A 3,356-nucleotide genomic window follows, 5' to 3' on the forward strand; every position below is an offset into this window, starting at 1 on the left:
CCCTATCGAAAGGAGGAATCGCAAGAGCAGACGGATGAAAACCACTTCCATCGCTTAGCTTTAGCTTTACAGCAGCTCTTGTAAATAATTCTGTAATAGAGCCTATCGCTTTCGTACTATCTATTTTAGAGAAATCGATCAAATAAGCTGGTTTTTCAAGCAAAGTCTTAAGTTCCAAATCAAATCTATAAATGGTTTTAAAACCTGTATATAATTTTTCTTTCCCAATAGAAGGTGAGTTTTTGCAAGCAATCAAAAGAGAGTTATTATCCTCATCGTAAAATAAACCCTCGGTATTATTCTTCTGACTGAGAGGCGTTTTAATTTTTTTTGCTTTTTTTGGATTTGTTTCAAAATTTCTGACTTCAAATAGTGTACCATCACTTCGCAGTACGTAAGCATCATCTTTCACAATTGCGACATCTTCATAATCGCCATTTTTCCCAAAGTCAAATTTTAAGATTACTTCTCCCTTTTGTGTATCAAAGATATAGATATTGGCCTTTTCGTCTTGTATACAAGCAATTCTATCTTTCTTAAAATAAGAGATTCCTGAAATCTCTTTGAGGTAGTCAGGCAACTGATAAACGGTATCAGGATGTGCTAAATCATATAAAAAACCGGGAGGTTCATCGTACTCATTAGTCAAATTCTTCTTTTCTTCTTCAATAAGATCACAGGACGTAAGTCCCCAAAATAAAGGGTTTAAAAGGAAAAGAAAAATCAATCTATTAAAATTCTGTTTAGGCATATGCAGCACTTATTTCACTAGGCAATTTACAGATAAATTTCCTAATCCATCCTTATTTTCAAACTCCCAACCTCTTTTCTTGAGGATTCGAATCAACTCACGATTAAGCATTCCGTGGGCAATAACAACAGTTTGGCCATGTTTCTCAGCATAGTCTATTAGCTCATCAACAAAGATTTTAAGATCACTCTTCCGCTGGCGGTAGCTTGGTTTTTTAGGTATACTTTTTCCTATCATCCATGAGACTAGAGATGTAGCAAGCCAAACTTTTAGTGGCATTCGTATCAGTGGAATCCGGCTCACAGGATAATCAAACTCCATTAGATTTGTATCAATTCTTCTAATCACTTGCGCATCAAAAAGGACATCAGCGGTTTGGATAGCACGGAATTGCGGACTACAAAATACGGTATCAATTTCGTCTGGGCGATCAATTTTATCGAGTACCGGCTTAGGATCGAACATTTGAATAAGAGCAAGATTATATGCTTCTTTATAAGCCTTTGCCCTCTTTGCACTGCACCATCCGGGCTTTTCAATATCGACAGTGGCATGCCTGATAAGATATATTTTTGAGCCTGCAAAGGTCTGAAATGAAATAAAAATGAAAAGTAGAAAAAAGTAAAATCTAGTCATAGGCTTAAAATTGATACTTTAAAGTAAAATTAACCAAATTGTCTTCGCTACTTCTCGCATAGGAAATGGTTAATACAGCCATATCAAAAGGAGAAATCCAAAAGCCTATTCCATAGCCATCGTGCCAACGGGAGGAACTTTCCCCATCAAGCCATACGCGACCCACATCATTAAATAATAACAAACCAGCGGTACCGTTTAAAACGTAAGTGTTAAATTGTTTAGCACGAATTCGGATTTCCGTATTCAGATAAAAACTGGCATCTCCATAAAAACGTGTGAGGCGAAAGCCTCTCAGGTTTTCCCTTTGTCCAAGTTTAGCAGCTTCGGTAAATACATAATCCCCAAAAATCTTTTCACCTCCAAGTCGAACTGCATAAACAATACGCGGACGTTGCGAGAAACTAAAATAAGATGACCATTCGCCTGCTATTTTTGTAAAATCCGGAGAATCGTCATTCAATCCCATGAAATGAGTAAGCTCTGTGTTTAACTGCATTCCGTGCGTTGGAAACATATTACTTCCAAAAAATTCCGTTTCATTTTTCCTGTTCTCTGAAAGCATCGTATTCATTTCGTACTTAAAACTAAGCCCAGCAAAAGAATGTGGTAGCAATGTACTCGGATTAAGATCATTCAATTCGAAATCTGAAATAAAGCGGTCTGCCGTAGCTTCTACTTCCGTATTTTTATAAAACATTCCAAGTCCCAATTTATGAGCTCCATTTTTATCAAGCAATTTTATAAAATCTGCTTTTCCATAATATTCACCCATTCGCAAGCGGTAATACTCTTTCTCCGATTTATCGACAAGCCAAACCGTTTCGTTTCCCATCCCAAAATAGTTATTTATATAGGTTGGCGATTTAAAGTCGGCTACAAAATCAAATTCTATACGTTTTAAACGATTTATTCTTTTTCCTTCAAAATGAAGATTGACAGCATTTGTTGAGAATCCGTAATTAGCAAGGAATTCATATTTCTGCTGATGAAAACGGGAGTATTTTTTGATATCGGCTCCGCCACCTAAAAACAGACCATCATCCTGATTATACCCGAGAAACAAAGCGGGAGAAGTAATATCCCTTTCAAAAGCCTCTCGATTGTATTTTATTTCCTCTTTATCGTAGTTTCTCCGAATACGTTTTTTTACTGGCAAAGATAAGCCAGCATTCCCAAGATCATAGATAGATATAAAACGAGGGACTGTTATTCCTTCAAAAACAACTTCATCCTTATCTCCTCCTCCAATTATACTCAGTTCAATTTTGCTTTGCTCACCTCCTTTTACAAGGAAACGATCTTTTTTATCAAAACCATATAGACGGATTTTCTTTGTTTCAGAAGCATAAAAGACCCGGTTATAGATTTCAGCACCTTTCTTATTTTTCTTTTTTAGATGATAAGCAATGATATGAATTGTAGTATCACTCAAAATATCAACTTCAAAAATATCTTTCTCGTTAGTTCCGGTTACATCCACTTCTTTAGCAAGCGACAAATACAATTGTTTGGCCATTGGCTCTAAATTCTGGAGTCTGGCTTTTAAAACTTCTGCTGTCCGGTTTGCACAAAGCGGTTGAACTTCTTTTGGAAAGCTTAAAACTACTTTATCAATACTTTCAGGATTTAATAAAACTTTAAGAGAATCTATTTGTACTTTCCAATCGGACCAAGGCTTATAAATCAAGAATGTTTGGTCGAAATAACGAGTTTTGAATGAATATTGGCCTGCAACATTTTCATTATATTCATCAAAATCTTGAAATTTAGGCATAATCCATTTTCTTGAAGCTATCCATGGAAGCAGACCTTCATTGACAAAGAAAGCCTGATCACGATCTCGTGGGATGGGTTTATAAATTGTTTTTCCCTTATTTTTAAAACTTGCCCAACGCCATTGGTCATCGTGTCTGTCCCAATCGTTTAGGAGAATGTCAAATACCCGAGCTCTGATAATTGCATCTGA

3 protein-coding genes are annotated in these 3,356 nt (G+C 36.1%); all 3 read right to left on the reverse strand.

Going from position 1 to position 3,356, the window contains the following annotated elements; all coding sequences use genetic code 11:
* The coding region (locus tag J7K39_00985; GenBank protein MCD6178454.1) for an SdiA-regulated domain-containing protein at window positions 1-751 on the reverse strand (751 nt) is incomplete at its 3' end.
* Between the two features lie 9 nt (window positions 752-760).
* A complete protein-coding gene (locus tag J7K39_00990) occupies window positions 761-1,387 on the reverse strand; it encodes a phosphoglycerate mutase family protein (protein MCD6178455.1) in 627 nt (208 codons plus the stop codon).
* A 4-nt stretch (window positions 1,388-1,391) separates the two neighbouring features.
* Window positions 1,392-3,356: BamA/TamA family outer membrane protein (locus tag J7K39_00995; GenBank protein MCD6178456.1), on the reverse strand; the 1,965-nt coding region annotated here is incomplete at its 5' end.

Source organism: Bacteroidales bacterium (assembly GCA_021157585.1).
Classification (GTDB): Bacteria; Bacteroidota; Bacteroidia; order Bacteroidales; family UBA12170; genus UBA12170.